10 protein-coding genes and 27 tRNA genes are annotated in these 14,261 nt (G+C 36.7%); all 37 read right to left on the reverse strand.

What is annotated here, in order from left to right:
• Nucleotides 1-205: 205 nt before the first annotated feature.
• The 37 genes from JCM6256_RS08025 to JCM6256_RS08205 all read right to left on the reverse strand — a co-directional run bounded on the left by JCM6256_RS08025 (nt 206) and on the right by JCM6256_RS08205 (nt 14,255).
• Nucleotides 206-718 carry a hypothetical protein gene (locus tag JCM6256_RS08025; RefSeq protein ID WP_025081208.1) on the reverse strand — a complete coding sequence of 171 codons (513 nt, stop codon included), beginning with the start codon at nt 716-718 and terminating at the stop codon, nt 206-208.
• Nucleotides 719-847: 129 nt separating this feature from the next.
• Nucleotides 848-1,303, reverse strand: coding sequence for an SsrA-binding protein SmpB (smpB, locus tag JCM6256_RS08030; protein WP_035438505.1), 456 nt, complete (start codon nt 1,301-1,303; stop codon nt 848-850).
• 11 nt (nt 1,304-1,314) lie between these two features.
• Nucleotides 1,315-3,651 carry a ribonuclease R gene (gene rnr, locus JCM6256_RS08035; protein ID WP_025081210.1) on the reverse strand — a complete coding sequence of 779 codons (2,337 nt, stop codon included), beginning with the start codon at nt 3,649-3,651 and terminating at the stop codon, nt 1,315-1,317.
• 69 nt (nt 3,652-3,720) lie between these two features.
• Nucleotides 3,721-3,954, reverse strand: coding sequence for a preprotein translocase subunit SecG (secG, locus tag JCM6256_RS08040; protein ID WP_025081211.1), 234 nt, complete (start codon nt 3,952-3,954; stop codon nt 3,721-3,723).
• Nucleotides 3,955-4,022: 68 nt separating this feature from the next.
• Entirely contained in the window at nt 4,023-6,083 is a 2,061-nt protein-coding gene (locus JCM6256_RS08045) for an LTA synthase family protein (protein WP_025081212.1), read from the reverse strand.
• 72 nt (nt 6,084-6,155) lie between these two features.
• Entirely contained in the window at nt 6,156-7,181 is a 1,026-nt protein-coding gene (locus JCM6256_RS08050; RefSeq protein WP_025081213.1) for a lysylphosphatidylglycerol synthase transmembrane domain-containing protein, read from the reverse strand.
• Nucleotides 7,182-8,225 carry a glycosyltransferase family 4 protein gene (locus JCM6256_RS08055; RefSeq protein WP_025081214.1) on the reverse strand — a complete coding sequence of 348 codons (1,044 nt, stop codon included), beginning with the start codon at nt 8,223-8,225 and terminating at the stop codon, nt 7,182-7,184.
• The gene (locus JCM6256_RS08060) at nt 8,218-9,390 is read right to left on the reverse strand and encodes a glycosyltransferase family 4 protein (protein ID WP_025081215.1); all 1,173 of its coding nucleotides are present in this window, start codon (nt 9,388-9,390) and stop codon (nt 8,218-8,220) included. Before JCM6256_RS08060 ends, JCM6256_RS08055 begins: the two co-directional genes overlap by 8 nt.
• A gap of 112 nt (nt 9,391-9,502) precedes the next feature.
• Nucleotides 9,503-9,587: transfer RNA gene (locus tag JCM6256_RS08065), tRNA-Leu, on the reverse strand.
• Between the two features lie 39 nt (nt 9,588-9,626).
• Nucleotides 9,627-9,697: transfer RNA gene (locus tag JCM6256_RS08070), tRNA-Cys, on the reverse strand.
• Between the two features lie 20 nt (nt 9,698-9,717).
• Nucleotides 9,718-9,789, reverse strand: a tRNA-Gln gene (locus JCM6256_RS08075).
• Between the two features lie 7 nt (nt 9,790-9,796).
• Nucleotides 9,797-9,869, reverse strand: a tRNA-His gene (locus JCM6256_RS08080).
• A 12-nt stretch (nt 9,870-9,881) separates the two neighbouring features.
• A tRNA-Trp gene (locus JCM6256_RS08085) sits at nt 9,882-9,952 on the reverse strand.
• A gap of 5 nt (nt 9,953-9,957) precedes the next feature.
• Nucleotides 9,958-10,039: transfer RNA gene (locus JCM6256_RS08090), tRNA-Tyr, on the reverse strand.
• A 7-nt stretch (nt 10,040-10,046) separates the two neighbouring features.
• A tRNA-Phe gene (locus tag JCM6256_RS08095) sits at nt 10,047-10,119 on the reverse strand.
• A gap of 6 nt (nt 10,120-10,125) precedes the next feature.
• Nucleotides 10,126-10,199: transfer RNA gene (locus tag JCM6256_RS08100), tRNA-Asp, on the reverse strand.
• Between the two features lie 3 nt (nt 10,200-10,202).
• Nucleotides 10,203-10,276, reverse strand: a tRNA-Met gene (locus tag JCM6256_RS08105).
• Nucleotides 10,277-10,282: 6 nt separating this feature from the next.
• Nucleotides 10,283-10,371 (reverse strand) — tRNA-Ser (locus tag JCM6256_RS08110).
• Nucleotides 10,372-10,407: 36 nt separating this feature from the next.
• Nucleotides 10,408-10,479 (reverse strand) — tRNA-Glu (locus tag JCM6256_RS08115).
• 202 nt (nt 10,480-10,681) lie between these two features.
• Nucleotides 10,682-11,392 carry a YoaK family protein gene (locus JCM6256_RS08120; protein WP_025081216.1) on the reverse strand — a complete coding sequence of 237 codons (711 nt, stop codon included), beginning with the start codon at nt 11,390-11,392 and terminating at the stop codon, nt 10,682-10,684.
• Nucleotides 11,393-11,507: 115 nt separating this feature from the next.
• The gene (locus tag JCM6256_RS10145; protein WP_035438507.1) at nt 11,508-12,692 is read right to left on the reverse strand and encodes an RNA-guided endonuclease TnpB family protein; all 1,185 of its coding nucleotides are present in this window, start codon (nt 12,690-12,692) and stop codon (nt 11,508-11,510) included.
• Nucleotides 12,693-12,862: 170 nt separating this feature from the next.
• A tRNA-Ser gene (locus JCM6256_RS08130) sits at nt 12,863-12,950 on the reverse strand.
• Nucleotides 12,951-12,952: 2 nt separating this feature from the next.
• Nucleotides 12,953-13,027, reverse strand: a tRNA-Ile gene (locus JCM6256_RS08135).
• Between the two features lie 5 nt (nt 13,028-13,032).
• A tRNA-Gly gene (locus tag JCM6256_RS08140) sits at nt 13,033-13,103 on the reverse strand.
• A gap of 22 nt (nt 13,104-13,125) precedes the next feature.
• Nucleotides 13,126-13,198, reverse strand: a tRNA-Phe gene (locus tag JCM6256_RS08145).
• A 6-nt stretch (nt 13,199-13,204) separates the two neighbouring features.
• Nucleotides 13,205-13,278: transfer RNA gene (locus JCM6256_RS08150), tRNA-Asp, on the reverse strand.
• Nucleotides 13,279-13,281: 3 nt separating this feature from the next.
• Nucleotides 13,282-13,355 (reverse strand) — tRNA-Met (locus JCM6256_RS08155).
• Nucleotides 13,356-13,382: 27 nt separating this feature from the next.
• Nucleotides 13,383-13,456: transfer RNA gene (locus tag JCM6256_RS08160), tRNA-Ile, on the reverse strand.
• Nucleotides 13,457-13,470: 14 nt separating this feature from the next.
• Nucleotides 13,471-13,544 (reverse strand) — tRNA-Met (locus JCM6256_RS08165).
• A 22-nt stretch (nt 13,545-13,566) separates the two neighbouring features.
• A tRNA-Pro gene (locus JCM6256_RS08170) sits at nt 13,567-13,640 on the reverse strand.
• 5 nt (nt 13,641-13,645) lie between these two features.
• Nucleotides 13,646-13,719: transfer RNA gene (locus JCM6256_RS08175), tRNA-Arg, on the reverse strand.
• A 9-nt stretch (nt 13,720-13,728) separates the two neighbouring features.
• Nucleotides 13,729-13,814 (reverse strand) — tRNA-Leu (locus JCM6256_RS08180).
• A 13-nt stretch (nt 13,815-13,827) separates the two neighbouring features.
• Nucleotides 13,828-13,899: transfer RNA gene (locus tag JCM6256_RS08185), tRNA-Gly, on the reverse strand.
• A gap of 11 nt (nt 13,900-13,910) precedes the next feature.
• A tRNA-Thr gene (locus tag JCM6256_RS08190) sits at nt 13,911-13,983 on the reverse strand.
• A 26-nt stretch (nt 13,984-14,009) separates the two neighbouring features.
• Nucleotides 14,010-14,091, reverse strand: a tRNA-Leu gene (locus tag JCM6256_RS08195).
• Between the two features lie 14 nt (nt 14,092-14,105).
• Nucleotides 14,106-14,178: transfer RNA gene (locus tag JCM6256_RS08200), tRNA-Lys, on the reverse strand.
• Between the two features lie 4 nt (nt 14,179-14,182).
• Nucleotides 14,183-14,255: transfer RNA gene (locus JCM6256_RS08205), tRNA-Val, on the reverse strand.
• Nucleotides 14,256-14,261 lie beyond the last annotated feature (6 nt).

The raw sequence follows: 14,261 nt of genomic DNA on the forward strand, positions 1-14,261 counted from the left end.
ACTTCCTTATTTCGTCAAATCTGCTTTTTGTTCGTTTTTTCATCCCTCATTTCTATTTTGTCAAGCGATATGCTCTATAAAGCAGTACGTTTTATTAAGTATATTAAAATAAAGCACTTCTATAATTCGTTATACACGAACTTTACGCCTAAAAACTTTTTTTTAAAAAAATAAAAAAAGTAGATTTTACTCTACTTTTTGCTTATTAATCATCACATCTATGACCATGAAGTATTGGGAAATGAACCTTAATAGCCCGATATACTTCATTTTTATCATATTCACAGCCTCGAACTATCCACGCGAATAAATCATTGTAAATATTTTCTACCACACTATCTAGTACAGTAGAAGAAATCCCTTTTTTGTTAAAGCAATACTCTTTTAATGCTTCAAACAATGCTTTTCTTACTTTCTTGCGAATCTCATTATGCTGCGCACAAGTTGTTTGTTCAAACATTTGTAGATATACATCGCTATATTCAGCAATTTCATCTAAAGAACTGTCAAAAATTTTAGAAATATGATTATGTTTAGAAAAACTAGACTTAATTTGCCTTTCTAAAACATATCCAAAGAATCCTGTTAATCCAGATCCAAAAAAGTTATAAAATTTTAATCTACTAATATTGGCAACACAGCAATAATTATTAATTGCTATTTTGTTATTTTTATTAAAAGCCATGCTCTGTTTGATCCACTTGATTTCTTGAGACATGGTACTCCTCCTACTCTCTAAAATAATACTCTAATTTTTTAGAGTATTTGAATATATCAAGTTTTCGCCTGTTTGCCAATAGTTTTTTTATAAAAAATAAAAAAACAGTGAAAATATGATTTCACTGTTTTAAAACTTATATTTTCTACGCAATTCACGATCTTGATCACGCTTCTTGATCGTTTCACGCTTATCATATTGCTTTTTACCTTGAGCAACGCCAATCAATACTTTAGCAAAGCCATGCTTTAAATACACCTTTAATGGAATAATAGTAATTCCTCTCTCTTCTTGTGCCTTTGCTAAACGCCGAATTTCCTTTTTGTGCAAAAGAAGACGTCTACTACGAAGAGGATCATGATTGTAACGATTACCTTGCTTATATTCGTTAATATGCACGTTTTCTAGAAAAGCAGAACCGTTGATGATTTGAACATAACCATCCTTTAACGTAATTCTGCGTGCACGAACAGACTTAATTTCAGTCCCTGTTAAAGCCATCCCAGCTTCAACAGTTTCTTTAATAAAGTAATCGTGACGTGCTTTTCTATTTTGAGCAATTAAATTTTCATTGTTTTCTTTCATCAAAATCAGTCCTAGTGTTTAAAACGATTGCCACCATGGTGATTATTATTGTGATTACGGTTATTACTGCTGCTACGGAAGTTTCTTCCACCACGATGGCCGTGGTTATTGTGAAAACCTTTATTGCCTCGACGCTCATTAGCCATGCCACGATCATTATGTGGACGTTTTGGAGCATTAGGATCATAAATTTCAAAATCAAGTTGGTGCTGTTCTACATTAGCATTAATAAGAGTTACCTTAATTGGCATCCCTATCTTGAATTGGTTATGAGTCCCTCTACCTGTCAAAGTCAAAGTTTTTTCATCAAAACTATAGAAATCATCAGTCAAGTTGGAAATATGAATTAAGCCTTCAACCGTATTAGGAAGTTGAATAAACATACCAAAACTTGTAACTGAAGAAACGACAGCATCAAAATGTTGGCCCACTTGGTCAGACATATATTCTGTCATCTTGAGGTCATTTACTTCACGTTCAGTATCAATTGAAACTCTTTCTTGAGTAGAAGTTTGTTCAGCAACATCTGGCAAATAGCTTGCAAAATGCTTTTGAACGTCTTCACCCATGCCTTGATCTGAATATGCATGAATCATACGATGAACCATTAAGTCAGAATAACGACGAATTGGTGAAGTAAAGTGAGTATAAAATTCTGCTGCCAATCCAAAGTGGCCTAATGCTTCTTCTGAATAATGAGCTTGCTTTAAACTACGAAGCATCATCATTTGAACAACGGCTTCTTCTGGAGTTCCTTCAGTTTTAGAAACAACTTTTTGCAAATCGATTGGCTTAATATTATTTGGATCAGCCTTAATGTTTAAACCAAAAGCACTACAAAATTCAAAGAAGTTCTTAATTCTTTCAGCATCTGGTGTTTCGTGAACACGGTATAAGAATGGCACATGCTTTCTGTAGAAATCTTCAGCTACAGTTTCATTAGCCATCAACATAAATGATTCAATCATCTTTTCAGCTGTACCACGTTCATGCAAGACAATATCAACTGGTTTGCCTTTTTCATCAACAATAATCTTTGCTTCTGGCTCTTCAAAGTCGATTGCACCACGTTTATGACGTTGACTATACAATGCAGCATGCAAATCTGCCATTTCTTCAAGCATTGGGCGTAATTTTACATACTTGTCTTCCAAGCCATCCATATCACCAGCTAAAGTCTTATTAACCTTGTTATAAGTCATACGACCGTGTGAACGCATAACAGATGGATAAATCTTATACCCAACTCGTTTACCTTCTGGTGTAATTTCCATATCACAAGATAATACAAGACGATCTACGCCTTCATTCAAAGAACAAATTCCGTTTGAAAGTCGGAATGGAAGCATTGGAATAACACGATCAACCAAATAAGTACTGTTGCCACGTTGAAATGCTTCTTCGTTCAAAGGAGTATTTTCAGTTACATAATGGGAAACATCTGCAATATGAACACCTAAATGATAATTGCCATTTGGTAATTTCCATAAAACAACTGCATCATCAAAGTCTTTAGAATCATCCCCGTCAATAGTAACCGCTGGTTGATCAGTAATATCAACTCTGCCTTTACGATCTTCATCAGTAACATGATCTGGAATTTCATTAGCTTGTTTCATTGCGTCTTCAGGCCATTCAGTACGAATATCATGAGCTGCAACGATTGACATAATATCAACGCCAGGATCATTTTTATTACCAATAATATCGACAATAGCTCCTGTCATTGATTCAGGATTATCCTTATCAGGGTAATTTTTGATTGAAACTTTAACCATATCACCCATTTGTGGGATTAAACCATTTTCAGATACGTATACTCGGTAATTATGAAGCTTTTTGTCATTGCTTAATACATAACCAATGAAGTGGCTAATTTTAACTTGTTCATCAGTCATTGGGTGGAATTCGCCGACTAAGCTATCAAGTCCACGTTCAATAATTTCAATAACTTGACCTTCAGGTCCTTTACCATTCCAAGGATTTCCCCCAGCAGTAATTTTAACTTTTACACGATCACCATTAACTGCATAATCGGTATAATCTTTTTGAATAAAAACATCGTCAGCATCTTCATCATCTAAACGAACAAAGCCAAAGCCTTTATCGTTTGCTCTAAAAGATCCTTCAACAACAGTATTTTCTTTTGCTAATTGATAACGACCTTTGCCGTCAGTAATAATCTTTTTATCATGTTCCAAAAATGACAAAGCCTTGATTAACTCAGTAAAGTTACCCAAACGATTACGTCTTGCCATTTTTTCAATTTGATCGACACGAAATTGTTTTTGAGGTTCATGGCGAAAAATTTCTAAAACGCCGGCCAAAATCTTTTCGTTTTGTGCCATTAAAAAACTCCGTTCTTTATTTAAAAATAAAAAACCTCCCGTCATTTTTGATCGGGAGGTACATAAACTTTATTTTGAAGACATGTAAGCCAAGACAAAAGCTAAGACGAAAAATATAACCAACAAAACTGCGGTAACTTTTTCCATAAATGCTTCAAAACCACGTTTTTTGGTTTGACCACTAAAAACTGCACCACCAGAAAGCGCATTTAACGCATCTTGTTGTTTTTGTGGTTGCATCATTGTTGCAATAATGATCAAGATTGAAACAATGATAATTAGCGTCATAAATAAATTATACAAAGCGCTGCCTCCAATACTAGGATATCAATTATCAGCTTATTTTAACATACAATCAAAATTTTTGCAGGTTATTTTTTAAGCTCGGGTGCATCCGTTTTAAATTTATTCTGTGTTGTCTTTTTATGATTCTTATACCACAAAGAAGTCTTATTGTTCTTCTCTAAATTTTTAAGAGCAACTTCCTTGTTGTAGTCATAATCTTTTGGTTCAACTTTAGTAAACCATTTAGGCTTGTAGAAACGCAATAAATTACCATTAATCACACGATCTGACAATGACAATTGCGTTGTAACTTGGTTAGAAAGTGATGTTAATTTTGCCTTTAATTTTTTATCTGGATGAACAATTCTTTGACCTGTTTTCGTGTAGTAATAGTCAGCTGAAACTTTTGCATATTCAGGAGTAATAAAATCTCCATTCCTTTGAGCCACAATTTGCGGAGCATCTTTACTTAACAAATCATGACCAAATTGAATAGTATCTTTATCCTTAACTCCTAACAGGTTAAGCAAAGTTGGCAAGACATCAATTTCGCCACCATAAGTATGATCAATCTTTCCTTTTAACCCTTTCATATGAAACATCAGAGGAACACGCTGGAAATTCAAATTATCAAAATCATTGAAGCTTTCCTTCTTTAAAAGTTGAGCACTAGCCTTGTGGTGATTACCGGAAATACCATAGTGATCCCCATAAAACATCACTAAAGTATTTTTATCTAATCCTGTTTTCTTCATCCAAGCCATAAATTCACCAATAGCTTGATCTAAATAGTGTGCAGTTTGCACATAACCATCAACAGTTTCATCTTTTGTATCAGTCTTATCAATTGACTGATTCTTTTTATCTAAATCGTATGGATAGTGGTTTGTTACCGTAATCATCTTTAAATAGAATGGATGCGGCAAGCGTTCAATATACTTGATAGATTGATCAAAGAAAATTTTATCTTTTAAACCATAGCCAACATAATAGCCTGGTTTGTTTTGATAATAAGAAAGAGGCATAAAGTATTGGTAGCCAAATGATTTATAAGCATTATTACGATTCCAGAATGAACCTTCTCCACCATGCATTACAGCCGTTGTATAGCCATCTTTTTGATGCAAAATTGCTGGAGCACTTTCAAAGGTATTGGAAGTACCATAACTAGACATCGCTGAACCTGATTGCAAACCGAAAATTGAGTTTTCGAGCATCATTTCAGCATCTGAAGTCTTTCCCTGACCTACTTGATTAAAGAAGTTATCAAAGCTAATTGTATCCTTAGCATGATAAATCTTGTTCAAGTTTGGTGTTACTTCTTTTCCTTTCCACTTATAACCAATCAAAAATTGTTGGAAACTTTCTAAGTGAATAATTAAAACATTTTTCCCCTTAGCAACACCAGTATATTCTGGATTAGGTTTTACATAGCTTTCTTTTAAATACTTACGAACTGTACGAAGATCATTAACATTCGCTTTAGCCATCTGTGCACTTGTTTGTGCTGTTTTAAACCCATCATAAACAGCATATTCATTCATCCCCAAGTACTTAACAATATAATTATTATCAAAAGTTCTCGTCAAAAGTCCTGAACGATCACTTTGCGCCATTAATAAATTAACGCCCATAAATGACAAAGCCAAAGACTCAATCAATAAATTAACTTTTAATTTAAGCGGACGAACGTCAATCCTAATCACTTTGAATAAAAGTAAAGCAATTACCGCTGCTACATCTATAAAAGCTAAAAAGTCACTCGCCAACGTAATACCAGCAATACTTTTTCCTAAATTATCTGAAGTAGAACCTGACGTTTTAATAATTGAAAAAGATAAAAAGTTCGAAAATTCACGATAATATAAAATATTCGAAAATAACCATAAACTAAGTAAAAAATCAATTGTTAAAATTATCCAATATGATTTTCGCCCCTTAAAGAATAGCCCTATTCCTAATAAAAGCATCCCTGCAGGAATTGGATTTATTAATAGCAAAAATTGCTGCATCGGACCGACTGCACCTAAATTAAATTTAGTTAAATAAATAAAATATGTCTTCAGCCAGAATAAAAACAAAACTATTGTAAAAAAGCCCAGTTTCTTATGCGTCAACCATTGCCAAAAGGATTGAATACGTGACATTTTATTCTCCCTCCATTACGTTTGCCTATCTTACTACAAAGAAAAATATGACATAGCCCTTTTTAGAGAAAATTAATCATTTTCTGGACTTTTTATTTTCTTAGGTTTAAAAATCCAACCAAAGATACCTAAAATCATTCCAAAAAAGTAAGTTGCAAAACGCCACAAAAACATTCCTAAAATTAAAGCACCGTGAGAAGAAACGAACGTTGAAAATAGGGTTTGAAAACTATATTCAGCACCACCGGAAGCTCCCGGAATCGGAATGATCGCCATAAACATAATAATCATAATATTCATTTGTGTAACGGCTGCCCAAGACGTATTTACGTTCAAAGCAAGCAAAACAACAAATGGAATTGAATAAAAACATAGCAATTGTAGAACTGTTAATCCTGTTGCAATTAACAGCTTCTTTTTTTCCTTTTTCAATTTTTGGCTTTCAGCATAAAATGTTTCAATCTTTTCCATCGTAGCATCACGCCACTTTTCAACACGATCGTGATTAATAAATTTAGCCAATAGGTTCATTAGCCAATTAGTAGCCTTTTTTGTCCAGTTATAAGCAAACATAATTGCTAATAAAAACAAAGTCGAACAAACATGAATCAATAAGCCAATAACAATAAAAATAGCTAAACCTGAAAACTTAGTTGCCACCATATGAAAGCCAAACAAGATCGTAAATATATAAGCAAAGAAGACAACTACCTGGTAAATAATAAATTTCATCAAAAGCAGTGAAGTCGCTCTTCCGCCTTCTATTCCCATTTGAACCATTGCTGCTAATTGTGACGGTTGTCCACCTGTTGACATAGGGGTAATCGCATTAAACAAAGCTTGAATGATTGGAATTCTAAAGAAGGACCATTTCGATCGTTTTGGTTCATTCTTCCGCTTAGCCAACACCGCTAAAATACTAGCTTCAAACACATATGAAACAAGCATTAAAGCAAAAATTAAGGCAAAAGCCCACCAATTCATTCCCTTTGCAGCTTCTGCAATTTGGCTAATAGGAGTTGATTTCAAATCAATATATAATACAAAGACACTGATCGCTAAAACAATCAAAATGCCCCATAAGTGTTTTTTATTCATTTAGTGAATTTGTCCTAACTTTTTACCCAGTTCATATTGTTCATGATAAAAGTCTCTCCAAACATCTGCTAAATGCTCTTCTGAATACTTAGAACTGGCCTGACTTGCTAAAATGCTGTATTTCTTTAAAACTTCTTTGTTATTGACAGCTTGACATAATTTAGAGTTCATTTCATCAAAGTTTTTTCCACTCATGTAATAGCCGTCAATTATAGCCTTATAAAGATCTAAATCCCTCAATAAAACAGGTGTATTACAACTAAATGCTTCCAAAACAGACATTGGGAACAATTCATCATAAGATGGCAACAAGAACAAATCAGCAATATTTAAATAATCAACCAATTTTTTACGATCTACAATTCCAGTAAAAGTTAAGTTCTTAGGTGGATTATCTACAAGTTCCTTATAGTGATCGTAGCCATCAGTAATTTTTCCAAATGAAAAACCGCCAGCCCAAATAAACTGAACATCAGGATTGGCCTCTGCCATTTTAGCAAAATCATCTACACCTTTACGCTCTTGGACTTGACCATCCCCAAAGACAACAAACTTATCTAAAGGAATTCCTAATTCATTTCTAAAAGCATTTTTCTTCACTAATGATTCTGGATAGAATTCTGAGCGTGATACAAAATTAGGAATATATTTGACTTTATCTCGATCAATGCCATACTTCACCAACTTATCGATAAAAATAGGATTTACAACTACAATTTGATCCATTCTTTTATAAAAATCAACAACATAATTATAAAAAACTTTTTTAGCAAAACCTGGCAATTTAATTGAGCCTTCTAATGTATCAGGCAAAAAATGTACATAACCAATTTTTCTACCACGAGCTGGAGAAAAACTATTCATATAGTAAGTGGGGTTAATAGTATGATAATGTGTTAAATCACTTTCTCCATATTTGTTAACCGTGACGTAAAACTCATCAACTAAATTTTTTCTCATTAAATTGATTAATTCATTATATGCTGAACCTACGCCTTGGCCTTTTACTGAGTCGGCTTGTGAAAACATATTTATTCTAATCATTTGTTTCCTCTTCTTGTTTTTCTTGGTAATTAGCAATTGCATCTTTATAAAAGTCATGTACTTCTGTAGCAAAATGTGCTGCTGAAAGTTGACTTAATTTTTTCTGCAGAGCTTCTTTCGATATTTCTTCCTTACCTTGTTTAAGATATATCAAAATATCATCCAACATTTCTTTTTGAGTAGTAAAAATTCTACCAAAAGTATCGGAATCAAAAACATGTTCAGTATAATCCGTATCGTAAACTACACACTTTGTCCCTGCCGCTAAAGCTTCAATGTAAGTTAATCCTTGAGTTTCAGTATCACTAGCAGAAACAAATAAATCAGCCATTCGATAATAGTTGCCTACATCTTTATGATCTACATCTCCCGTAAAGATAACATAGTCTTCAAGCGTAAGTCTTTCTACTTGCTCTTGAAGAACTTTAAGATCTGGACCATTACCTGCAATTACCAATTTTACATTAGGAAATTCATCAATAATTTGCGGCAACACATTAATAATATGATCAATTTTCTTTTCAGCGGCTACTCTACTTAAAGTTAAGATAACAGGAGCATCTTTATCGATACCTAATTCTTCTCGTACATCCCGTCTATCGTCACCATTCATGCCTTCAATATCTACTCCAGTAGGAATAACCCTAATTGGAATTTTAACGTCATATCGCGTTAATAGCTCTTCTACGCGCTTGCTTGGAGCAATTACTCCATCCATATTTTTTAAATAACCCTTAGTAAATTGTTTTACATGATACGGTCTAAGCAAATGACCGTTTAAGACATAATGCAAATAATCTTCATACATTGTGTGATAAGTATGAATTGCGGGTATTTTTAATTGATGTGCAACGTATTTTCCTATAGTTCCCAACGCAAACTCAGTTTGAGTATGAACAATATCTAACTTCACTTCTTTTGCAACCTTAGTAGCTTCAAAAAGTCCTCTAAACGCAATTCTTCTATCTGTAAATGATACAAATGGAATACTACTGAATCGAAAAACATTTGGTTCAATAATTCCTTTTTTAATGTGGGGATCAGTTGTAGTAAAAATAAATACATTATGTCCCTGTTTTTCTAATGCAACTTTTAAAGTTTGAATTGAAGTTGCAACACCGCTTAGTTGCGGAAAGTATGTATCGGTAAAAATGCCAATATTCATCTGAATACCTCCATATATTGGTATTATAGAGATTCTCAGAAATATAAGCAATTATATCTATATAACATTAAAAAGAAAAAAAGAACAACCTTTATAGGTTGTTCTTCAAAGATAGCGGTGATCGGGGTCGAACCGATACGTCCGTAATGGACACCAGATTTTGAGTCTGACGCGTCTGCCAATTCCGCCACACCGCCATATTAACAAAAGTATTAAAGCTAACTTGGTTAGCAGTAAGGCGGAGATCGGATTTGAACCGACGATAAAGGTTTTGCAGACCTCTGCCTTACCACTTGGCTACCCCGCCATGAGCTTTAAATGAATATATTGGGATAACTGGATTCGAACCAGTGCATGTTAGAGTCAAAGTCTAATGCCTTACCACTTGGCTATATCCCAATACTAGGGCGGAATATGGGATTCGAACCCATGTATGCCGGATCCACAAACCGGTGTGTTAACCCCTTCACCAATTCCGCCATAAGGTTAAACAGGGATAGTAGGAATTGAACCCACATCAGCGGTTTTGGAGACCGATGTACTACCATTATACGATATCCCTATTAATGGAGGAGGGTGGATTCGAACCGCCGAACTCAGAGAGAGCGGTTTTACAGACCGCCGCGTTTAGCCACTTCGCTACTCCTCCAGGCTGATGGCGCGGGACGGAATCGAACCGCCGACACAAGGAGCTTCAATCCTTTGCTCTACCAACTGAGCTACCGAGCCATCTTACGGTCCATGTCGGATTTGAACCGACGATCTTCTCCGTGACAGGGAGACGAGATAAACCACTGCTCCAATGGACCAAATTGCGGGAGCTGGATTTGAACCAACGACCTTCGGGTTATGAGCCCGACGAGCTACCAGACTGCTCCATCCCGCGATGTTAAGGAGGATGTGGGATTTGAACCCACGCGCGAGCATAACCCGCCTGACGGTTTTCAAAACCGTTCCCTTAAGCCACTTGGGTAATCCTCCATCGTGAAATTAAGTTTTCCAATTATTAAACCGGAATGACCCGTACGGGATTTGAACCCATGTTACGGCCGTGAAAGGGCCGTGTCTTAACCGCTTGACCAACGGGTCATGTCTTTGAATCACTTTATCAACTCAAAGCACGTTTATTATAATAACTTAAGTGGTTGAAGTTGTCAACTCTTTTTTCAAATTATTTTTAAATTTGATTTCTTAAGCTCTGTCGAGATCTCTCACCCGACAACGTTATCTATAATACAGGATGAAATTGAATAATGCAAGTAAAATTGCAAACTTTTTTTTATTTTTTCTTCTAGCCTTCCCTATTACTGCTATTAAGCCAGTCTTTATGTCTCTTATAAACTAGATATCCATAAAAAATATTAATAATAATCAATAAAAACATTGCAATAAGCAAAGTATGTATGCCCAGAACTTTTTGCAAAAAAGCAGATAATACTGCTCCTAAAACAAATGAAATAACCAAAATCAAATAATTTTCACCTGTTGCTCTTTGAGATTTATCATTAGCAAAAAAATACTGGCTCCAGGCTAATGTTGCCTTTTTTAAATTTCCGGAAGTAAAGCCATTACTGTATCCTACTCCCTCTATTTTTCTAAATGCACCATTTTGCATCGATAAACCAATTGCAAGTGCAGGAACAATATAATAATTGGGTACGGATTTAGGTAAAAAACTAACGATTCCACAAATTATTATTATCGGAATCATTTCAAAGATTCTCCAATAGTGGCTTTTAGAATGAGTATGAATGAAAATAACAATAACTAATCCCAATATAAAAGATATTATTGTTGATAATCTATTAACTATTCCAGAAATATTCCCTTGAGCAATTGATGCGCTAAAGAATATTACATTTCCAGTTTGGCCAGCAGCTAACGTATGCCCTCTTTGAATATATGTATACGCATCAATAAAGCCTCCACAAAAGGTTAAAGCTCCTGCTATTACCTTTGACTGCGCTATATTTTTTCTATTAATAAGACTTTTTAAATTCATATTCATACCTTATAAAATTAAATGAACTACACTGGCACTAAAGTGCCGGGTTTCTGGGAACACCGAGTAGTGTTTAGGATCTTACATGATTGCTCAAATACCCAACTCACGGAACTCAGCTCTTTACCATGGCCAGTCCCTGACCAGTTGGCCTTGCTTTATGCAGGATATTAATTGCCGCGTTAATATCCCGATCATGCCTAGTTTGACACTTAGGACAAGTCCATTCACGAATTTCTAATGGCTTGGCGCCACTATTATAGCTGCATTCTGAACAAATTCTGGAAGTGTTTTTGGGATCTACCGCAATTAGTTTTTTACCATACCATTTACATTTATATTCCAGCATTTGCCTAAACATTCGCCATGAGGCATTGGCGATTGATTTGGCTAGGCAGTGATTGTGTTGAAGATTTTTGGTTTTCAAATCTTCAATAACGATCACATCATATTGCTTAACCAAATGTGTCGTTAGCTTATGAAGATAATCCTTACGCTGATTAGCTGCTTTAGCTTGATATCTGGCTTTTAGCTTTTGGGCTTTTTGCCAATTGGCAAAGCTTTCCAAGCTTCTAGGACAAAGCACTTTTCTATTTTTATCCTGCAAAGCCAACAGCTTAGCCCAATGCCTGCGGCGGGAATATTTTCTTTGCCATGCTTTGGCTTTCTTTTCAAAATAAGAGCCATCAAAGCTAGAGTATTTCAAGCCATTAGACAGAATTGCCAAATCAGCCACGCCGACATCGATGCCGATTGCTTTGCCAGTTAAGCGATGCTTTTGAGGCTCAGGCACTTCTGCCTGCAGAGACAGATAATATTTGCCCGTTGGTTCAAGCATAACCGTATAACGCTTAATTTTAATATTTCGCAAAGCTCCAGTCTTGCTTGTCTTGATATATCCTAATTTAGGGATCTTTAAGTATCTCCTGCCAACAATTTTGATGATTGACTTGCCAGTATAAGACTTTTTCAAATACTTGCGCGAATGAAAGCGCGGCTTGCCAATTTTGCCGGTCTTATCTTGAAAGAAATTTTTCCAAGACTGAGTTAAAAATTCATTAACTAGCTGCAGACTTGAAGAATCGCTGTTTTTCAAAAAAGGATATTCCTTCTTGAGCGGCTTAAGCAGGTAATTCAGCTTAAACTTGCCTAAAAAAGGCAAATCCTTATTATTCTGGTAGCGCTCATTCATCATAGCCAGCATTTGATTCCAGACAAAACGGTCATTGCCAAACATCTGCTCAAGCTGGTCTTGCTGGGTTTTATTAGGATAGAGCCTTAACTTGATTCCCTTCAGCACCTTTGTTCCTCCCTTCTCGTAATATTATATCAAACGCATGTTCAAGAAAGAATGGGAACAAGCCAAAAAATTAAAGAAAAAGCCGGATTCATCACGGATTGAAATCCCGTGTTTTCTCCGACAAATAATCAATAAAAAAAGACCGCTCAACTAACGTTGAACGGTAAATACGGAGTAGGAGAGATTCGAACCCTCGCGCCGGAAACCCGACCTACACCCTTAGCAGGGGCGCCTCTTCAGCCACTTGAGTACTACTCCAATGGGCCTAAATGGACTTGAACCATCGACCTCACGCTTATCAGGCGTGCGCTCTAAACCAGCTGAGCTATAGGCCCATGAAAGCGGGTAACGAGAATCGGACTCGCGACTAAAGCTTGGAAGGCTTTCGTTTTACCACTAAACTATACCCGCAACTTATATATAAAAAAACGAATGGCGCGAGACGGAATCGAACCGCCGACACAAGGAGCTTCAATCCTTTGCTCTACCAACTGAGCTACCGAGCCATCTTACGGTCCATGTCGGATTTGAACCGACGATCTTCTCCGTGACAGGGAGACGAGATAAACCACTGCTCCAATGGACCAAATTGCGGGAGCTGGATTTGAACCAACGACCTTCGGGTTATGAGCCCGACGAGCTACCAGACTGCTCCATCCCGCGATAAAGTATAAGTTTAAAGTCTTTATATGGACCTTGTAGGACTCGAACCTACGACAGGACGGTTATGAGCCGTCTGCTCTAACCAACTGAGCTAAAGGTCCAAGCTCTGACATAATAGCGGCGGGGGGGATCGAACCCTCGACCTCCCGGGTATGAACCGGACGCTCTAGCCAGCTGAGCTACACCGCCAAAATTGCAATTAACATTGCAATCGGGAAGACAGGATTCGAACCTGCGACCCCCTGGTCCCAAACCAGGTGCTCTACCAAACTGAGCCACTTCCCGTAAAATGCGCCCTGAAGGATTTGAACCTTCAACCTTCTGATTCGTAGTCAGACACTCTATCCAGTTGCGCTAAGGGCGCATCATTAAATGCCGAGGACCGGAGTCGAACCGGTACGGTTGAAACCAACCGCGGGATTTTAAGTCCCGTGCGTCTGCCAATTCCGCCACCCCGGCGTATTTAATGAAAAGCGGAAGACGGGATTCGAACCCGCGACCCCCACCATGGCAAGGTGATGTTCTACCACTGAACTACTTCCGCATAATATAAAATGCCGATTATACGACTTGAACGTACGACCCCCTGTTTACAAGACAGATGCTCTACCAACTGAGCTAAATCGGCATAAATGTAAATATGTGGTTGGCATATACGGGTGGTGGGACTTGAACCCACACGTCCGAAAACACTAGAACCTAAATCTAGCGCGTCTGCCAATTCCGCCACACCCGCATTTAATAGGGTCATGAGCCGTGAGGGACTTGAACCCTCGACCCACGGATTAAAAGTCCGTTGCTCTACCAACTGAGCTAACGACTCGATATGGAGGATACAGGGCTCGAACCTGTGACCTCCTGCTTGTAAGGCAGATGCTCTCCCAGCTGAGCTAATCCTCCATATAA

It is taken from the genome of Lactobacillus hamsteri DSM 5661 = JCM 6256 (genome assembly GCF_000615445.1).
Taxonomy (GTDB): Bacteria; Bacillota; Bacilli; order Lactobacillales; family Lactobacillaceae; genus Lactobacillus; species Lactobacillus hamsteri.

Coding starts and splice junctions, on each gene's coding strand:
- JCM6256_RS08025 (WP_025081208.1), bottom strand. CDS start 718: ATGTCTCAAGAAATCAAGTGGATCAAACAGAGCATGGCTTTTAATAAA.
- smpB (WP_035438505.1), bottom strand. CDS start 1,303: ATGAAAGAAAACAATGAAAATTTAATTGCTCAAAATAGAAAAGCACGT.
- rnr (WP_025081210.1), bottom strand. CDS start 3,651: ATGGCACAAAACGAAAAGATTTTGGCCGGCGTTTTAGAAATTTTTCGC.
- JCM6256_RS08045 (WP_025081212.1), bottom strand. CDS start 6,083: ATGTCACGTATTCAATCCTTTTGGCAATGGTTGACGCATAAGAAACTG.
- JCM6256_RS08050 (WP_025081213.1), bottom strand. CDS start 7,181: ATGAATAAAAAACACTTATGGGGCATTTTGATTGTTTTAGCGATCAGT.
- JCM6256_RS08055 (WP_025081214.1), bottom strand. CDS start 8,225: ATGATTAGAATAAATATGTTTTCACAAGCCGACTCAGTAAAAGGCCAA.
- JCM6256_RS08060 (WP_025081215.1), bottom strand. CDS start 9,390: ATGAATATTGGCATTTTTACCGATACATACTTTCCGCAACTAAGCGGT.
- JCM6256_RS08120 (WP_025081216.1), bottom strand. CDS start 11,392: ATGAATTTAAAAAGTCTTATTAATAGAAAAAATATAGCGCAGTCAAAG.